Consider the following 15,445-nt stretch of genomic DNA (forward strand, 5'->3'; position numbering starts at 1 on the left):
CTGGCTTGCTCGCCTTCCGTGGGCGAGAGTAGGCCAGGGAGGTTCAGGTGCGAGATCTGATCGGCAAGCTCGAGGTGGTCGACGACGACACGGCCAGTGCGCTGCGCGTCATCGACCACTTCGACCGGCTCGTGGACGAACGGGCCTCGACCGCCGCGGTCGTACGCGCCGCGGCGGCGCTGGCCGGGTCCCCCGCAGGGCTCCACGACGCCGCGCGCGGCCTCGTCAAGCGGTTCGCGCCCGACGGCCGCGCACTGGCCGGCGAGACCGAGGGCAGCTGGCATCACGCGCCGCTCCCCGGCCAGCCCGGATCCTGGCTCTGGCTCGAGCGCACCGGGGACGACGGCCCGCTCGACGCCCTCATCCTCGAGCGCGCCGCCCGCGCCCTGCAGTCGCTCAGCACGGGCGCTCCCGACCCCTCGACCAGCGGGCTGGTCAGGATCGCGTGCGACCCCGACGCGACCGACGCGGACAGACGCGACGCGGTCGCAAGGCTCGGCCTGACCGGCCCCGTCACGGTCGTACTGAGCACCTCGGTCCACCTGCGGGCGACGCTGATCAGCACGGTCGGAGCTCTGGTGGTCGCGCTGCTTCCCGGCACGCCCACCATCCCGGACGGCGTCCGTGCGGGGGCCGCCGTAGCCCCCGATCCGCTCCAACTGCCGACGGCGCTGGAGCAGGCACGTACGGCCCTCCGGTTGGCCGCCGACGTCGGCGGTCTCGCGCCTGCGGTGGTCCGCTACGACGACCTCGGCGCGCTTGCCGTCATCGCCGAGCGGATCAGCGCCGACGAGGCGGCGGGGGTGGGTGACGTACGACGTCTGGAGGAACTGCTCGCCGGGCATCCGTGGGTCGTGGACACGCTCCACGCGGTGCTGGACCAGCCGAGCCTGCGACAGTCGGCCGCGATGCTCCATGTGCACCACTCGACGCTGCAGGAGCGGCTGACCTGGCTGAGCGGTCAGCTCGGCTACGCGCCCACCAAGGGGCGCGGACGGCAGCGCGCGGCGGTCACGCTGCTGCTGTGGCGTGTGGCCCACGGCACCGATCAGCAGGTCGTGGGCGATCCGCACTAGGCGGGCCTTGGTCCGGGCACCTAGATTATGTCCCCATGACCGGGGAGCCGAGCGAGACCGAGGTCCAGGATGCGCTGCGTGCGCTCCGCGGCGAGGACGACACCCTCAACGAGCGGTCGGTGCAGACCGCTCTCGACCTCCATCGGCTGCGCGATGCGCTGACCCGGTTCGGCGACGACGAGCCGTCCGGCGACACCAAACCGGCGCGCGACAGGTTCCGACTCTGACTCGAAATCGGCCAATGGGTGGGACGCCGAGTTACGTAGGGGATTTCAAGAGGGTTACCGTTGCTGATCGTGACCGAATCTCTAACAGTGCGTGACAACCGCACCGGGGTGGAGTACGACATCCCGATCACCGACGGCACCATCCGCGCCGCCGACCTGGGGAAGATCAAGGCCGCTGACCCGGCCACCCACGAAGAAGGTCCTGGCCTGGCCGTCTATGACCCCGGCTTCGTCAACACCGCTTCCTGCCGATCTTCCGTCACCTATATCGACGGTGACAAGGGCGTGCTCGAATATCGGGGCTATCCCATCGAGCAGCTCGCCGAGAAGTCGAGCTTCCTGGAGGTCTCCTATCTCCTGGTCCACGGCGCGCTGCCGACCAAGGAGGAGTACGACGCGTGGGTGCACGAGATCACCTTCCACACGTTCGTGCACGAGAACATCAAGGAGTTCATGCAGGGCTTCCGCTATGACGCCCACCCGATGGGCATGCTCATGGCGTCGGTCGGTGCGATGTCGACGTTCTACCCGGACGCCGCGAACATCTCCGACCCCGACAACCGTCGCCTGCAGATCATCCGGCTGATCGCCAAGATGCCGACCCTGGGCGCGTGGGCGTTCCGGCACGCGCAGGGCAAGCCGTACGTCTACCCGGACAACGACCTGTCCTACACCGGCAACTTCCTCTCCATGCTCTTCAAGATGAGCGAGAGCAAGTACGCCTCGGACGACCGCATCGAGAAGGCGCTCGACACGCTCTTCATCCTGCACGCCGACCACGAGCAGAACGCCTCGGCCAACGCCGTCCGCAGCGTGGGCTCGACCCAGGTCGACCCCTACTCCTCGGTGGCTGCCGGCGTCGGTGCCCTCTTCGGCCCGCTCCACGGCGGCGCCAACGAGGCCGTGCTCCGGATGCTGCGCCGCATCGGCAAGGTGGAGAACATCCCCGCCTTCATCGAGGGCGTCAAGGCCGGCAACGAGCGGCTGATGGGCTTCGGCCACCGGGTCTACAAGAACTACGACCCGCGCGCGACGATCATCAAGCAGCAGGCGCTCAACGTCTTCGAGGTCACGGGCACCAACCCGCTGCTCAACATCGCGATGGAGCTGGAGAAGATCGCGCTGGAGGACGAGTACTTCGTCAAGCGCAAGCTCTACCCGAACGTCGACTTCTACTCCGGCCTGATCTACGAGGCCCTGGAGTTCCCGCCGGAGATGTTCACCGTGCTGTTCGCCATCGGGCGTACGCCGGGCTGGCTCTCCCAGTGGCTGGAGCTCGTCCAGGACAAGGAGCAGAAGATCGCCCGTCCGAAGCAGATCTACACCGGCGAGCGCGGACTCACCTTCGTCCCGCGCGACGTTCGCTGGGCGTGACGGTCCCCGGCACGCAGACCCCGTCCACCCCCGTGGTGGATGGGGTCGTCTGGGATTTCGGGAACGTCCTCATCCGCTGGGACCCGCTCCCGGCGATCGCGGCCGGAGTCGGGGACGCCGACGCCCGCAGGTTCATGGAGTCCTTCGACTTCAGGTCGTGGAACCACGTCCAGGACGCCGGCCGCACCTGGGCCCAGGCGCTCACGGTGCTCGAGGAGGCGGCGCCCGAGTGGCTCGCGGCCGGAGCGGCGTACGTCGACAACTTCCCGCTCTCCCTGCTCGGGCCGGTCCCTGGCACCCATGAGATGGTCCGCGAGCTCGCCGCGGCCGGCTTCCCCCAGCTCGGACTGACCAACTGGTCGGCCGAGCTCTATCCGCATGCTCCGGCGACGTACGACGTGATCGAGCTGCTCGGCGACGTCGTCGTCTCCGGTGAGGTGCGTCTGGCCAAGCCCGACCCGGCGATCTACCGGCTCGTGGCCGAGCGCGCCGGGATGCCGTTGGACCGGCTGGTGTTCATCGACGACAGCGTCGCCAACGTGGCCGCCGCCGCGGCGCTGGGCATGCACGCGATCCAGTTCACCGGGGCCGAGCAGCTCCGCAAAGACCTGGTCGCACTCGGCCTCCCGCTCTAGACCTGCTCGGGCGCGCGCTCCAGACGGCGTACGCCCGCGAAGGAGATCGACATCAGGGCGGTGCCGGAGATCACCGCGGCGACCACGAGCAGCCAGGTGTCGAAGCCCACCGCGACGGCGACCGGGCCGACGAGCGCGAGCCCGAGGGGGCGGGCGACGAACGAGCCGACGATGTCGAAGGAATAGACCCGGGAGAGCTTCTCCTCGGGGATCTCCTGCTGGATCGCGATCTGCCAGAAGATGTCGAAGACCTGCAGCCCGAACCCGTGCAGGAACGCGCCGAGGAGGATCGGCCAGAGCGTGTCGGAGACCGCCATCGAGATCGGGAAGAGGCCGGTCATCGCGAGGAAGAGCACGCCGACGGAGAGCAGCCGGCGCGGGCGGAACCTCAGGCAGAACAGGCCGCCGACGAAGAAGCCCGCCATCAGGGCGGCGAGCGCGAAGCCCCACGACGCCCGGCCGATGCCCTCGCCGACCACGATCGGGCCGAGCACGCTGTGCGCTCCCGACCAGAACAGGTGGTAGAGCAGCGCCTGCAGGATGAGGAACCACAGCCACGAGTGCCGCATCACCTCGCGGAAGCCCTCGGCGAGGTCGCCGAGCATCGACGCCTTGTGGGGAGGGCGCTCATGGGGCACTCGCATGCCGGCATAGGCGACAGCGGCGATGGCGAAGGTGAGCGCGTCGACCATGATCGCCCAGCCTGATCCCACCGCGGCGACGAGCACACCGCCGAGGGCGTAGCCGATGGTCGAGGCGGTGGTCTGGAGCAGCGACCGGAGCGAGACGGCGGCACCGAGATCCTCCGCGGGCACGACGACCTTGGTCATCGCCATCGCGGAGGGCTGGTTGAGCGCGGCGACGATGCCCGCGAGACCACCCATCACCGCGATCGACGGGATCGTCGCCACCCCGAGGATCACCGTCGTCGCCAGGGCACCGGCCACGACGGCGCTGATCGCCGCCGTGCCCTCCATCATCAGCTTGCGCGAGACCCGGTCGCCGAGCACTCCCCCGGCCAGCGTGGTGACCACCTGGCAGGTCGCGAAGATCGCCTCCACGATGCCCAGCTGGGTGACGGTCCCGCCGAGGTCGAGCACCGCGAACGCCAGCGCGACCGGCGTGATCGCGTTGCCCAGCGACGATGCCGCCGTCCCGGTCACGAGTCGGCGGAAGTTGCGATGCCTCAACGGTGAACGGCGCCCGGTCGGCGGTTCGGTCGGTGGCTCGGTCGTGACGGTCATATCCTCAAGTTACTTCGCTGGCGAACTATTCGCCAGCGAATTATCAACCGGCGAAAGGTAGGATCGGTTCATGCCCGAGCTGCGACCCTCTGAGACGTCCGACGACGACCTCACCGAGGACGGTGCCGACCGTCACGTCGCGCGATGGCGCGACCACTGGCTCGACATCGACTTCGACGACGAGATCGAGGCGATCACGGTACGGATCGGGTCCATCTCGAGGTTCTTCAACGATGCTCGCGCGGCGGCGGCGAACAAGGTCGGCCTGGCCGACTTCGAGTACAAGACGCTCCACGACCTGATGATCCGTGACACGCCCGGGCACGCCTCCCCCACGGCCCTCGCGAAGGATCTGGGGATCAGCCCGGCCGGGATGACGGGCCGGCTGGACAGCATGGAGAAGGCCGGGTGGTTGCGGCGTACGGCATCGGTCGAGGACCGCCGCAAGATCAGCGTCGAGGCGACCAAGGCTGGGATCGAGATCTGGCGCCGGGCGATGGACCTGCGCGGCGAGGCCGAGACCAAGCTGCTGGAGACGCTGAGCCCGGAGCAACGTACGGAGCTGGCGACTCTGCTCAAGCAGGTGACCCTGCGGATCGAGGCCGAGTAGTGCCCTGGGGGATCTCTTCGAGACCGCATAGCCCCGTCTCAGCCCGTTCACAGGGACACTGGCCACACTCGAAGACATGACCGAAATCCCTCCTCCGCAGCCGAGTGGGACTCCGCCGCAGTGGACTCCCCCGGCTCCCGCCGGCGCCACTCAGCCTCCCGCCGGCCCGTTCGCGCCCCCGCCGGCGCAGACCTCCGTCATGCCGGCCGTGGCCGGAACCCCTGGCGCCCCGGGCGCTCCCGTCAAGAAGCGTGCCGCAGGCCGCACCGGGCTCGTCGCGGCGGTCCTCGCCGGCGCCCTGGTGGCCGGTGGTGCCGCCGGTGTCGGTGGCGCGGCCGTCTACGGCGCCCTCAACGGTGACGGCATCGGCGGCGGGGCGAACACCCCGGCCACCTCGCAGGTCGTCGACGCGAAGGCCCCCGAGGGCAGCATCGAGAAGGTCTCGGCCAAGGTGCTCCCCTCCGTCGTGAAGATCGAGGTCACCTCGCAGCAGGGCTCCGGCTCGGGCTCCGGGGTCGTCATCTCCTCCGACGGCACGATCCTGACCAACAACCACGTGGTCGAGCTGGCGGCCAACGGTGGCACGGTGACCGTCGACTTCAACGACGGTACGTCGGCCTCCGCCGAGGTCCTCGGGACCGACCCGCTCACCGACACCGCCGTGATCAAGGCGAGCGGCGTCTCCGGCCTGACGCCGATCACGATCGGCAAGTCCTCCAACCTCACCGTCGGCCAGAGCGTCGTGGCGATCGGCTCCCCGTTCGGGCTCGACTCCACGGTGACCACCGGCATCGTCAGCGCCCTCGACCGCCCGGTCAACGTCGGCGTCGACCAGAGCGGCGCGGCCACCGTCTACCCGGCGGTGCAGACCGACGCGGCGATCAACCCGGGCAACTCAGGTGGCGCCCTAGTCGACCTCAACGGCAACCTCGTCGGCATCAACGCCTCGATCCGCTCCACCGCAGGTGGGGACGGCCAGGACGCGGGCTCGATCGGCATCGGGTTCGCCATCCCGATCGACGAGATCCGTCCGATCGTCGAACAGCTCGAGAAGGGCGAGCAGGCCACTCACGCGCAGTTCGGCATCTCGGTCTCGGACGCTCCCCAGGCGCAGAACGGCCAGACCTCTGTCACCGGGGCCCAGGTCCAAGAGGTCAGCGAGGGCAGCACCGCCAAGAAGGCGGGCCTCGAGAAGGGCGACATCATCACCAAGGTCGACGACCACGTCATCACCGGATCGGACTCCCTCGTGGCGACCGTCCGCTCCTACCGCCCGGACGACAAGGTCGAAGTCTCCTGGTCTCGCGACGGCGAGCAGCAGACCGCGAAGGTCACCCTGGACTCCGACGCATCCTGATCTCCCCGCGTGACGCTGGGGCCCGCAGGGCCTCAGCGTCGCGGGGCGCCAACACACCACAACGCCTCATGCCCGACTCTGACCGGGGATGAGGCGCTCGTGTTCAGGAGACCTGCTTCTGGATGCTGCACAGCCACTCGACCGGCTCGAAGCCCATGGCCTCGTTGACCTGGATCATGTGGGCGTTGACCTCGGCGTTGTACGTCGTCAGGGTCGGCACTTCCGGCCGCTCGGCCTGGAGCAGCCTGAGGTTGGCGACCTTGACCGCCAGTCCGAGCCGGTGGCCCCGGTGAGCCCCTTCGACCAGCGTGCCCCACTGATAGCTGTTGCCGTCCATGCTCGAGTAGCCGATCACGGTGTAGGCCACCACCCGGCCGTCGGCTTCCAGTGCCACCGAGTGGTAGAGGGTCCGCTTCTGGGCAGCGACCAGAGCCTCGGTCTCGCGCACCTTCGCCACGTCGGGCTCGAGCGCCTCGATGTCCAGGTCGCCGGTCGGCGCCTCGGTCTCCAGGCTGGCGTCGAGCACCGCCCAGCTCTCGACGATGTCGTCGGGTACCCGGCCGACCCAGGAGCGCAGCGTGTAGTCGCCGTGCTTCTCGGCGGCCTCCGCCGCCAGCCGGTCGAGAACGCCGTCCGCGACCGGGAGCCGCAGCAGGCGGCGTACCTCCACCAGAGCGGGCGCATAGCCCCGCGCGATCCCGAACTCCCGCCCCGGCGATCCCTCACCGCCGGATCCGAGCGCCCAGGCCCACCAGACCTCACCGGTGAACGACGTACGCCCCTGGGCGCGGGCCTCCGCCTCGACATGGTCGAGCAGAGCGGTGCCGTGTCCTTGCCTGCGGTGGTCCGGCAGCACCGCCACCACCAGGGTCGCCCGGTGGAGGTTGTCGAGCAGCGGCATGGCCATCCAGGCGGCGGCGACCGCCTCACCACCGACACGGCCGACGTACGCCCTCCGGTCGGTCTTCTCGGTCTGCTGCTGCAGCTCGACGCGCTGCTCCTCGCGCGCCCACAGGTCCGCGTCGGGGCCGCGTACGTCGAGCCACGACGCCGTCATCACGTCGTACCACGCATCGAAGGCGTCGTCGTCGAACGGGTCGACGCGCTCGATCACCAGCTCACTCATCGGGACCTCTCCACTCTCGTCTCGTCCCAGACCGGCTCCGGGGACTCGTAGACGTCACCGTTGGCGCCGTAGACCAGGAACCGGTCGAAGCCACGGGCGAACCAGCGGTCGTGGGTGACCGCGATGACGGTGCCCTCGAACGACTCCAGCCCGGCTTCGAGGGCCTCGGCGGACTGGACGTCGAGGTTGTCGGTCGGCTCGTCGAGCAGCAGCAGGGTGGCACCGCTCAGCTCGAGCAGAAGGATCTGGAAGCGCGCCTGCTGTCCGCCCGAGAGCGAGTCGAAGTTCTGCTCCGCGGCGTGCGCGAGCTCGTAGCGGTCGAGCACCCGCGAGGCGGCCTCGCGCCCCATCCCCGCGCGCCCTCGGCCATCAGGCGTGGCCTCACCGCGGTGCAGGATGTCGAGCAGCGTACGCCCCACCAGCTCCGGATGGGCATGGGTCTGCACGAACCAGCCCGGCCGCACGCGGGCGCCCAGCTTGGCCTTCCCACGGTGGCGGACCGGCTCGATCGGGGTGTCCTCGACCGGACGATGCTCCACGTCCGGGTCGGTGCCGCCGCGGGCGAGCAGCCGCAGGAAGTGGGACTTGCCCGACCCGTTGGAGCCGAGCACAGCAACCCGCTCGCCGTACCAGACCTCCAGGTCGAACGGGTTCATCAGCCCGGTGAGCTCGAGCGCCTCGCAGACCACCGCCCGCTTGCCGGTGCGGCCGCCGCGCAGCCGCATCTGCACCGCCTGCTCTCGTGGCTGCTCGACCGGCGGCCCGGCCTCCTCGAACTTCCGGAGCCGGGTCTGGGCCGCCCTGTACTGGCTGGACATCCCGTCGTTGTACTCAGACTTGACCTTCAGCCGCAGGACCAGCGCCTTGATCTTGGCGTGCTCCTCGTCCCAGCGACGGCGCAGCTCCTCGAACCGCAGGAACCGGTCTTTGCGGGCCTCGTGGTAGGAGGCGAACCCACCAGGATGCGTCCACGTGCTGTTGCCGGCGCCGGACGCGCCGAGCTCGACCGTGACCACCCTGGTCGCGGTGTTGTCCAGCAGCTCACGGTCGTGGCTGACGTAGAGGATCGTCTTCGGAGACTCCCGGATGCGTTGCTCCAGCCAGATCTTGCCGGGCACGTCGAGGAAGTTGTCCGGCTCGTCGAGCAACAGCACCTCGTCGGGGCCGCGCAGCAGAAATTCGAGCACCAGCCGCTTCTGCTCGCCGCCGGACAAGGTGTCCAGGGAGCGGTAGCGGGCGCGGTCGTAGGGCACCCCGAGCCCGGCCATGGTGCATACGTCCCAGACGACCTCGATGTCGTAGCCGCCGGCGTCGGCGTACTCGGCCAGCGCGGTCGCGTAGCGCATCTGCAGCCGCTCGTCGTCCGACGACATCAGCTCCAGCTCGCACGCGTCCACGGCGGCCGCCGCCTCGCGCACCCGCGCGGGCGCCACCGAGAGCAGCAGCTCACCGACGGTCGAGGAGCCCTTGCCGACCATCTGCCGCATCACCCCGAGGCCGCCCGAGCGCACGACGGATCCCGCCGTCGGCGTCAGCTCACCGGTGACGATCCGCAGCAGCGTCGTCTTCCCGGCGCCGTTGGCGCCGACCAGCGCGACCTTCGCGCCCTCACCCACCCGGAAGGAGACGTCGTCGAGCAGCACTCGTCCATCAGGCAGCTGGAAACTCACGCCAGCAACGTCCACATGTCCCACAACGGTCCAGTCTGGCACCTGTGTCGAATGGTTATTCCCAGTCGGGATTCGGTGAGCGGTCCCATCAGTAGAACGTGACGCTCGACACATTTTGGCTATTAGCGATATGACTGTCGCCATGCCTCCGCTCGACAGCCAGATCGCTGACCTGCTCACCCTCTTCGCGAAGGGCCAGCCCCTGGAGTCCTTCGACCCGCCGACGGCACGAGCGCTCTACCGCGCGTTGGGCGAGGGCATCCCCCTTCCACCAGTCGGATCGGTGGAGAGCGCGGTGATCCCAGGGCCGGCCGGCGACCTGGACGTACGCATCTACCGGCCCACGACGCAGGGGCCGCTGCCCACGATCGTGATGTTCCACGGCGGCGGCTGGGTGGTCGGCGACCTCGACACCCACGAGGACCAGGCCCGCAACCTCGCCACCATCTGTGACGCCGTGGTCGTCGCGGTCGACTACCGGCTCGCTCCCGAGAACCCCTTCCCCGCCGCGTACGACGATGCCCTGGCCGCCGCTCGCTGGGTCAGTGACAACGCCGCGACGCTCGGCGGTGACGGCCGGGTCGCAGTCGCCGGCGACAGCGCCGGCGGCAACCTGTCGGCCGTGGTCGCCCAGGTCTTCCGTGACGAGGGGCGCGAGCTCGCCGCCCAGCTGCTGATCTACCCGGCGACCGACATGACCAGCGGCTACCCGTCCTACGCAGAGAACGGCCATGGCTACTTCCTCGAGCTGCCGACGATGAAGTGGTTCTCCGACAACTATGTGGGCGACGCCGATCGCGCCGACCCGCGGCTGAGCCCGATCAAGGGCAACCTGGAGGGCCTGGCACCGGCGGTCGTGGTGACCGCGGAGTTCGACCCGCTGCGCGACGAGGGCATCGCGTACGCCAAGGCGCTGGAGAGCTTCGGGGTCCCGACGACCTACCACCACTGCGACGGTCTCATCCACGGGTTCTTCGCCATGGGCCATCACTCGCAGGCCGCACAGCTCGCGATCGAGGAGACGTGTGCGCTGTTCAGGACCGTGCTCCACGGGTGATCCCGGGGCAATCCTGAGGGGTGAGCCAAGACACATCGTCAAACCAGGGGTATTCCTGATGACCCTGGTTTGACGATGGTCCAGACTGGCCGCATGCCGATTGCTGCCCAGGTGCCCTCATTTCTACGGGCGATGACGCGACCGCTGACGGAGCGTGTCCGCAAGCTTGCCCTGCAGTTCGCGATGCGGGGCAAGGAGTCGCCGATCCCCGATATCACCACGCTGCGCAAGATCCCCGAGCACCTGACCTTCCCGCTGCGCCGTGACGGCGTCGACCCGGTGCCGCTGCTCGCCGAGAGCCGCGAGCAGGCGCCGGTCACCAAGCTCGGCTCGGTGCTCGGCCTCGACATCGTGCTGGTCACCGGACACGCCGAGTCGAAGCACGTTCTGGCCGACAAGAACGCCTACTCCAACGACATGCGTCACCTGCTCGGCACCCGCAAGCGCACCGACGCCGAAGGCATCGGTGGCCTCGGCATGACCGACCCGCCCGACCACACCAAGCTCCGCGGCCTGCTGACCCCGGAGTTCACCATGCGCCGCCTCGGCCGCCTCAACGAGATGATCGACCGGATCGTCACCGACGCCCTCGACGGCATGGAGGCCCACGGCCCCGAGGTCGACCTGGTCCACCACTTCGGCTTCGAGATCCCGTTCCGGGTGATCTGTGAGCTGCTGGGCATGCCCGAAGACGTACGCGACGAGTTCCACAAGCTCGGCATGGCCCGTTTCGACCTGTCCGAGGGCGGCGCCGGCGCCTTCGGCGCCGCCACCGAGACCCGGACGTTCCTCATCGAGCAGGTCCGCCAACAGCGCGCCAACCCGGGCGACGGCATGATCGGCGAGATCATCCGCAACAAGGGCTCGGAGTACGACGACGTCGAGCTCGGCGGTCTCGCCGACGGCGTCTTCCTCGGCGGCTACGAGACCTCCGCCTCGATGCTCTCCATGGGTGCCTACGTCCTGATGCAGAACCCGGAGGCGTACGAGATCCTCCGCTCGGGCGACAGGGCCGAGGTCGACAAGGTCGTCGAGGAGCTGCTCCGCTACCTGTGCCCGGTGCAGCTCGCGTTCCCGAGGTTCGCCCGTGAGGACCACGACCTCTTCGGCGTACCGATCAAGAAGGGCGCCGTCGTCCTGGTCAGCCTCACCGGCGCCAACCGCGACCCCGCGGTCATGCCGAAGCCCGAGCAGTTCGACCTCCGCAACGCCGACACCATGCACTTCGCCTTCGGCCACGGCATGCACCGCTGCGTCGGCGCCGAGCTGGCCCGCATGGAGCTCCGCGCCGCCCTCACCGGCCTGGCCCGCCGCTTCCCCGACCTGGCCATGGCCACCGACGACCCCGGCGACCTCGGCTGGCGCGACCTCTCCGTCGTCTACAGCCTCGACCGCCTCCCCGTCCGACTGGCCAAGGACCCCGTCCCCGCCTGATCACGCCCAGATGAGGAAGATGACGACCAGTTCGATCAGCAGGAAGCCGTAGATCCACAGGAAGATCCGCTCGCAGGTGGCCCCTGAAGCCCCCGGGATCGCGGCAACTGCTGCGCCGATACCCGGCGCAACAGCGAGCAGCCACCACACCAGACGCAGGTCCACAACCAAGATCACGAGGGCCAGCCCGAGGCACACCAACGTGGCCAAACTGCTCGCGTAGGGCAAGGAGACGACGCGGTTCATGACAACACCCGCGACGACTCCGACGGCCAGAAACACGACGATCGACCCCACGAAGGCAGCGACAGCGTCCACGCCAGGATTGGTCTGCGAGGAGTGCCAGAGCGGCCATGCGGCCGCCAGCGCCATGGCAGCGGCGATCAGCCACGCGATGTACGAACGGATGACGTTGCCATACCAGGTTGGGTGCGCTCTGCTCACCCATCGAGCCTGGCCACCCCCGTAGGTCGCCACATCCGCACGGATACTCAGATTTGCGCCTGGACCGGTCGTCAGGAACCATCCCAGCTCGCCAAGGACCCGGTCCCGGCCTGATCTCTCTCAGCCGTTCCGGCGCTGAGGTACCGGCTCCTCGCTGATCGCCACGGCGATCCAGGGTGCCAGGACGTACGCCGGGATCGCCAGCAGCGGCAGGCTCGTCATCGGGGTCGCGATGATCACGAACGCGGCCCCGGTGCAGAACCGCCCCAGCCCGGCGCGCATGCTCAAGAACGCTCCGACCACCGGCCCGATCAACCCAACGACGACCATCACCGGCACGCTCACCAGCCGCGACATCTCGATGCCGGAGCTCGTCACGGCAACGTACACAGGCAGCACCGTCACCAGGCTCACCAGCGCGGCGACTCCCCAGGCCATGTAGGAGCGGGCCAGGCGCTGACGGTTCGTCAGTGCGGGAGTCGTCATCGCACGGTTGGTCATGGGCGGAGTCTCGCAGCGCATCAGGCGCGACCGGCCGCGAGACGCGCGAGACGGCGGAAACCGGCATCTGGACCGTTCAGGAGCGGCGGGCTCGAGGACTCGGAAGCCCTTGGCCCTGCCGGTCCGCCCGCCTACGACGATTGCGCCTGACTATGGCGGAGGATCCGAGTTTGTGAACGATTCACGAACTCGGACCCTCCGCCATAGTCGCCGAGTAAGCAACCCTGTCCCAATTAGCCCCGGCAGGCCCAGCAGTTGGCCCTGACAAGCTCGCCGGGTGTGCCTCGCTCCATCTCCATGAAGATCTCGGCTGCGTTGGATCCATCGTCGCGAGCCATGTCCCCGGATAGCCGGAAATCAGCCCTGTCCTCTGGGAAGAGAAACACGTCCCAGATCACGCCACCCCTCTGAATTCGGTACTCCACTACGTCGTACTCCGGCCAGGCCGTCATCTGCAGTGATCCCTGAACGACCTGCCACTCCGAGTCCGCTCCTGGCAGCTGCACCGCGATCGTCGAGTCAACGATCTTCTCGCGCATGTGGACGGCGTACGCAACATCCGAGGCGACCAACGCCAGCACCGGGATCGCCACCTTGGCAACAGCGACCCGGAGGGGACGCGGCACTCGCCCCACGACCCAGGCGATCAGCCGCCACAGGTCACGGATCGCCAGAGCTCCGATCAGCGGGGCGAGCAGAAAGTGGTCCGAACAGGAGCTGGCCGAGATCGCCCAGGAACGCTCCCGGCCCCTCCGCATCGAAGAGCGGCCTGACGAGCTCCTTGTCAGCCGGGCCGAAGCGCGTCGCGAAGATGACCACCGCCGCCACGACGGTCAGGAGAGCGGGGATCGCGACCCGCGCGATCAAACCGGCGAGCAAGGTGACCACCGCCCAGAGCGCAACGGCACCGGTGAGCACCTGGCCCTCGACGTAGGCCCGGCGGCTCTCGTCAGGCAGCCAGTCCGGCCCAAGGCTGGCGAAGCGGATCTGCACCACGCCCGCAACCGCGACCACGATGCCGATCACGAAGATGCCGTACGACTTTCCGACCGATGCACCCACGCGCACGAGCAGGCGTCGTGGGACCGACCCCGTCCGCTCGGTACCGGATCCTGCTATCGCCTCGTCCACGCTCACGCACGGAGCCTGACGCATGAGTCCACGTTCCGCAGGTGATGTCACCGAACTGTCGGCTCCCGCGCCGTGGCGAAGCCTCAGGCGCGGCGGGTCTCCAGGACACGGAAGCCCTTGGCACTGCCGATGCGGGTGGTGGGGTAGCCCTGGTCGGTGATCCAGCGCTGCAGCGAGTCGCCGCCCAGGTTCTTGCCGACGACCATGACCGCTCGGCCATCAGGAGCGAGACGCGGGAGCCAGGTCAGGAGCAGCTCGTGGAGGGCCGGCTTGCCGATCCGGATCGGCGGGTTGCTCCAGATCTCGTCGTACATCGTCTCCGGGTCGATCTCGGCGGGTACCGCGGCGCGATACCGATCACCCAGACCCAGCTTCGCCGCGTTCTCGTTGGCCAGCAGGACTGCGCGCTCGTTGACGTCGACCCCGGTGACGTACGCCTCCGGCACCGCGAGCCCCAGCGCGAGCCCGATCATGCCGTAGCCGCAGCCGAGGTCGAGGACCCGTGCGCCGGGCTTCAGCGAGGGCGGCTCGGTCTCCTTGAACAGCACCGAGGTGCCGATGTCGAGGCGTCCCTTGGCGAAGACGCCCGACCCGGAGACCAGCGACAGGTCCATGTCCCACACGGTCGTCGAGACGGGGATCCGCTCGAAGGGCACCGACGGGTCGGCGGAGAAGTAGTGCTCGTCATCGGTCCCGGTCAAGCTCGCTCGCCTCTCTGCGATTCATGGTGCGTTCGTGCTGGGCCGCCAACAGCTCGTCGGGCGGATAGGCGACCTCTTCGAGGGTCAGTCCGTTGGCCGGCGCGATCGGGATCGACGAGGACCGCGAGCGAGAGGCCAGCGACTCCTTGGCCCAGCTGACGTCCTTGCGCCCCTCCCCGATCACCATCAGGCACCCGACCAGCGAGCGCACCATGGAGTGGCAGAAGGCGTCGGCGAGCACGGTCGCCTCGATGATCCCGTCGGGGCGCCGCTCCCAGCTGAGCTGGCGCAGATCGCGGATCGTGGTCGCGCCCTCGCGCGGCTTGCAGAAGCTGGCGAAGTCGTTGAGCCCGATGAGGTCGGCGGAGGCGACGTTCATCAGCGACAGGTCGAGCGGCCGGGTTCGGTAGAGCACGTGCCCGCGCTGCAGCGGGTCGACGTACGCCGGGTCGTCCACGATCCGGTAGACGTAGCGTCGCCACAGCGCCGAGAACCGGGCGTTGAAGCCCACCGGCGCCTCGACGGCGGCACGTACACGCAGGTCGGCGGGGAGGATCCCGTTCAACCGACGTACCAGCGAGTCGAGCGGCGACTGCTCCGAGCGTCCCCGCGAGGACTCCAGCACGTCGGCGTCGATGTCGAAGTGGGCGACCTGTCCGCGGGCGTGCACACCCGAGTCGGTACGCCCGGCGACCGTCACCCACACCTGGGACCGCTCCCCCGTCGCCGGCACCCGCAGCGCGGTCGCCAGCGCGGCCTGGAGCTCCCCCTGGACCGTACGCAGCCCCGGCTGGGTCGCCCAGCCGTGGAACATGGTGCCGTCGTAGGCGAGGTCGATCCTGATGCGCACGGGCCCAT

17 protein-coding genes are annotated in these 15,445 nt (G+C 69.1%); 8 read left to right on the top strand and 9 right to left on the bottom strand.

Annotated features, from left to right (window positions below):
- The first annotated feature begins 47 nt into the window (after positions 1-47).
- The 4 genes from ABZY89_RS02020 (at position 48) to ABZY89_RS02035 (ending at position 3,312) form a co-directional block, all read left to right on the top strand.
- Positions 48-1,076 (top strand): helix-turn-helix domain-containing protein, encoded by a 1,029-nt coding sequence (locus ABZY89_RS02020; protein WP_355224239.1) that lies wholly within the window; start codon positions 48-50, stop codon positions 1,074-1,076.
- Positions 1,077-1,111: 35 nt separating this feature from the next.
- Positions 1,112-1,303, top strand: coding sequence for a hypothetical protein (locus ABZY89_RS02025; protein WP_091052443.1), 192 nt, complete (start codon positions 1,112-1,114; stop codon positions 1,301-1,303).
- 69 nt (positions 1,304-1,372) lie between these two features.
- Positions 1,373-2,677: a citrate synthase gene (locus ABZY89_RS02030; protein ID WP_355224241.1), complete on the top strand. Its 1,305-nt coding sequence runs from the start codon at positions 1,373-1,375 to the stop codon at positions 2,675-2,677.
- Complete coding sequence (locus ABZY89_RS02035) at positions 2,674-3,312, top strand: HAD-IA family hydrolase (protein WP_355224243.1); 639 nt, start codon at positions 2,674-2,676, stop codon at positions 3,310-3,312. Before ABZY89_RS02030 ends, ABZY89_RS02035 begins: the two co-directional genes overlap by 4 nt.
- Here ABZY89_RS02035 and ABZY89_RS02040 read toward each other — a convergent pair.
- Entirely contained in the window at positions 3,309-4,556 is a 1,248-nt protein-coding gene (locus ABZY89_RS02040; protein ID WP_355224244.1) for an MFS transporter, read from the bottom strand. The genes ABZY89_RS02035 and ABZY89_RS02040 overlap by 4 nt on opposite strands.
- A gap of 70 nt (positions 4,557-4,626) precedes the next feature.
- On the opposite strand from ABZY89_RS02040, the gene ABZY89_RS02045 reads away from it, so the two are divergent.
- Complete coding sequence (locus ABZY89_RS02045) at positions 4,627-5,166, top strand: MarR family transcriptional regulator (protein WP_355224246.1); 540 nt, start codon at positions 4,627-4,629, stop codon at positions 5,164-5,166.
- A 76-nt stretch (positions 5,167-5,242) separates the two neighbouring features.
- Positions 5,243-6,523, top strand: coding sequence for a trypsin-like peptidase domain-containing protein (locus ABZY89_RS02050; protein ID WP_355224248.1), 1,281 nt, complete (start codon positions 5,243-5,245; stop codon positions 6,521-6,523).
- A gap of 103 nt (positions 6,524-6,626) precedes the next feature.
- Here the strand turns inward: ABZY89_RS02050 and ABZY89_RS02055 are convergent, their stop codons facing one another.
- Together ABZY89_RS02055 and ABZY89_RS02060 are read right to left on the bottom strand one after the other, a co-directional pair.
- Positions 6,627-7,649 (bottom strand): GNAT family N-acetyltransferase, encoded by a 1,023-nt coding sequence (locus ABZY89_RS02055; protein ID WP_355224250.1) that lies wholly within the window; start codon positions 7,647-7,649, stop codon positions 6,627-6,629.
- Positions 7,646-9,343, bottom strand: a complete 1,698-nt coding sequence (locus ABZY89_RS02060) for an ATP-binding cassette domain-containing protein (protein ID WP_355224252.1) — start codon at positions 9,341-9,343, stop codon at positions 7,646-7,648. The genes ABZY89_RS02055 and ABZY89_RS02060 overlap by 4 nt, the downstream gene beginning before the upstream one ends.
- A 118-nt stretch (positions 9,344-9,461) precedes the next feature.
- Here ABZY89_RS02060 and ABZY89_RS02065 point away from each other — a divergent pair, with 118 nt between their 5' ends.
- Both ABZY89_RS02065 and ABZY89_RS02070 read left to right on the top strand, forming a co-directional pair.
- Positions 9,462-10,376, top strand: coding sequence for an alpha/beta hydrolase (locus tag ABZY89_RS02065; protein WP_355224253.1), 915 nt, complete (start codon positions 9,462-9,464; stop codon positions 10,374-10,376).
- 93 nt (positions 10,377-10,469) lie between these two features.
- Entirely contained in the window at positions 10,470-11,810 is a 1,341-nt protein-coding gene (locus ABZY89_RS02070) for a cytochrome P450 (RefSeq protein ID WP_355224255.1), read from the top strand.
- Here the strand turns inward: ABZY89_RS02070 and ABZY89_RS02075 are convergent, their stop codons facing one another.
- The 6 genes from ABZY89_RS02075 to truA all read right to left on the bottom strand — a co-directional run bounded on the left by ABZY89_RS02075 (position 11,811) and on the right by truA (position 15,437).
- Positions 11,811-12,254, bottom strand: a complete 444-nt coding sequence (locus tag ABZY89_RS02075) for a hypothetical protein (protein ID WP_355224257.1) — start codon at positions 12,252-12,254, stop codon at positions 11,811-11,813.
- A gap of 120 nt (positions 12,255-12,374) precedes the next feature.
- Positions 12,375-12,755 carry a hypothetical protein gene (locus ABZY89_RS02080; protein ID WP_355224259.1) on the bottom strand — a complete coding sequence of 127 codons (381 nt, stop codon included), beginning with the start codon at positions 12,753-12,755 and terminating at the stop codon, positions 12,375-12,377.
- 233 nt (positions 12,756-12,988) lie between these two features.
- Complete coding sequence (locus tag ABZY89_RS02085) at positions 12,989-13,294, bottom strand: hypothetical protein (protein ID WP_355224261.1); 306 nt, start codon at positions 13,292-13,294, stop codon at positions 12,989-12,991.
- 121 nt (positions 13,295-13,415) lie between these two features.
- Positions 13,416-13,892 carry a hypothetical protein gene (locus tag ABZY89_RS02090; protein ID WP_355224262.1) on the bottom strand — a complete coding sequence of 159 codons (477 nt, stop codon included), beginning with the start codon at positions 13,890-13,892 and terminating at the stop codon, positions 13,416-13,418.
- Positions 13,893-13,969: 77 nt separating this feature from the next.
- On the bottom strand, positions 13,970-14,587 hold the full coding sequence (locus ABZY89_RS02095; protein WP_355224263.1) for a methyltransferase: 618 nt from the start codon (positions 14,585-14,587) through the stop codon (positions 13,970-13,972).
- Entirely contained in the window at positions 14,571-15,437 is an 867-nt protein-coding gene (gene truA, locus ABZY89_RS02100) for a tRNA pseudouridine(38-40) synthase TruA (protein WP_355224265.1), read from the bottom strand. The genes ABZY89_RS02095 and truA overlap by 17 nt, the downstream gene beginning before the upstream one ends.
- Positions 15,438-15,445: the final 8 nt, after the last annotated feature.

The organism is Nocardioides sp. NPDC006303, from assembly GCF_040613175.1.
In the GTDB taxonomy this organism is placed as follows: domain Bacteria; phylum Actinomycetota; class Actinomycetes; order Propionibacteriales; family Nocardioidaceae; genus Nocardioides.

Coding starts and splice junctions, on each gene's coding strand:
- ABZY89_RS02085 (WP_355224261.1), bottom strand. CDS start 13,294: ATGCGCGAGAAGATCGTTGACTCGACGATCGCGGTGCAGCTGCCAGGA.
- ABZY89_RS02040 (WP_355224244.1), bottom strand. CDS start 4,556: ATGACCGTCACGACCGAGCCACCGACCGAACCGCCGACCGGGCGCCGT.
- ABZY89_RS02070 (WP_355224255.1), top strand. CDS start 10,470: ATGCCGATTGCTGCCCAGGTGCCCTCATTTCTACGGGCGATGACGCGA.
- ABZY89_RS02045 (WP_355224246.1), top strand. CDS start 4,627: ATGCCCGAGCTGCGACCCTCTGAGACGTCCGACGACGACCTCACCGAG.
- ABZY89_RS02080 (WP_355224259.1), bottom strand. CDS start 12,755: ATGACCAACCGTGCGATGACGACTCCCGCACTGACGAACCGTCAGCGC.
- ABZY89_RS02050 (WP_355224248.1), top strand. CDS start 5,243: ATGACCGAAATCCCTCCTCCGCAGCCGAGTGGGACTCCGCCGCAGTGG.
- ABZY89_RS02055 (WP_355224250.1), bottom strand. CDS start 7,649: ATGAGTGAGCTGGTGATCGAGCGCGTCGACCCGTTCGACGACGACGCC.
- ABZY89_RS02065 (WP_355224253.1), top strand. CDS start 9,462: ATGCCTCCGCTCGACAGCCAGATCGCTGACCTGCTCACCCTCTTCGCG.
- ABZY89_RS02025 (WP_091052443.1), top strand. CDS start 1,112: ATGACCGGGGAGCCGAGCGAGACCGAGGTCCAGGATGCGCTGCGTGCG.